Annotated in this window: 1 protein-coding gene; it reads right to left on the bottom strand. The window is 61.9% G+C overall.

Annotation, left to right across the window (positions count from 1 at the left end):
* Window positions 1-29: 29 nt before the first annotated feature.
* Window positions 30-1,372 (bottom strand): penicillin-binding protein activator (locus tag AACS18_RS18675; protein ID WP_108611873.1); only part of this gene is annotated, 1,343 nt, incomplete at its 5' end.

The raw sequence follows: 1,372 nt of genomic DNA, 5'->3' as shown, positions 1-1,372 counted from the left end.
GGGCCTGCAACCAGCGTTCAGCGACTTGTTCAAAGTGCTGTCCCTTGCTCGTTGGTGAGGGGAACAGGCTCGGCAACTGCTGGCGCATCCGTTTCCATAGTTCCTTCATTGGAGGGCTCCTCCAGTTGCTGAACGGCGTTCTCGTCGACCAGTTTGCCGTTCTGGTAAGTACCCCAGCTCAGCATCCGCACGATATTGCCCTGGGCATCCACGCTCAGCTGACCACTCATGCCGGCCTGCTGCATGCCACCCACCTTGCGCATCTGCTGCAGGTTCTCAGCCAGGCTGACGGCATCGTAGCCCATGGCAAACAGACGCAGCAGGTCACCCTGGGTCTGCGGCCAGAGCAGGGCGATCTGCTCGCGCTGTTTCTCGTAGCCGCCCAGCAGCAGCGGCATATCGGCGATATGCATGCCGTTGAGCTCGGAGGCGACCTCGGTGGCTGCGCTGTCGTAGCCGCGGGAGCTGGTGTAGATGGGCAGGCTGCCCATCGGATTGACCGAGATATCAACGTAGGGCTTGATCATCCGGGTTTCCAGGCTGTTGGCCACCACATAAACGGCATCGATGCTGCGTGGTGCGGCATCAGAGAGTTGCACCACTTCACCAGCACGGGCGGTAGAACGGCCGCTCAGGGCATTCTTGACCATCCCCTGCACTTCGTTGCGGGCACCGAAGGTGGCGACGACCGGCTTATCCTGGCTCAGGGTAGCCCAGCTCTGCTCGAACGCCTTGATACTGCTGTAACCGATCCGCCCCTGGGCGGCGATCAGCAGCGGTTTGCGGTAGCCCTGGGTGTAGAGGTACTGGGCTGCCTGCGCGGCATCTGCGGCGGCAGAGAGGGAGAAGTAGTAGGTGGTGTCGTTGACGACCGGCTTGTCCAGCTCATTGAGCGCCAGTACCGGCACGGTCGGATTGGCCTTGAGCAGCTCCTCGACCCGGTCTTTCAGCAGCGGGCCGATGATCATGTCTGCCCCTTCCTGAATCGCCTGCTTGTAAAGGTCGCCGGTCGACTTGCTCTGGGTGTCGTAGAAGTTCAGGGTGAATTGCCCCTGATTTTCCTTATAAGACATCAGCATACCGTTACGGATGGCTGCGCCCTGCGGCTCCAGATTGCCGGAGAGGGGCAGCAGCACAGCGATCTGTTGCACCGAGGTGCTGGCAGTGGCCGCCAGATCGCCCAATCCTGCCGGCATATCCTTCTGGGCTGGATGGTTGGGGAAGTCGCGCTTCCAGCCTGCCAGCTGGCGGGCCAGCAAGTTCGGCTGGGCGCCAAACTCGTTGACCAGTGCCGCCAGTCGTAGCCAGCCGGTGGTCACATCAGGGGCCGGAGCCTCTTCCAGCGCCTGCAGGGTGGAAGGGGTCATGCTTT

This window comes from Aeromonas sp. HMWF015, assembly GCF_963878965.1.
Classification (GTDB): Bacteria; Pseudomonadota; Gammaproteobacteria; order Enterobacterales; family Aeromonadaceae; genus Aeromonas; species Aeromonas veronii.
This window is presented reverse-complemented; position numbering and strand designations above follow the sequence as displayed.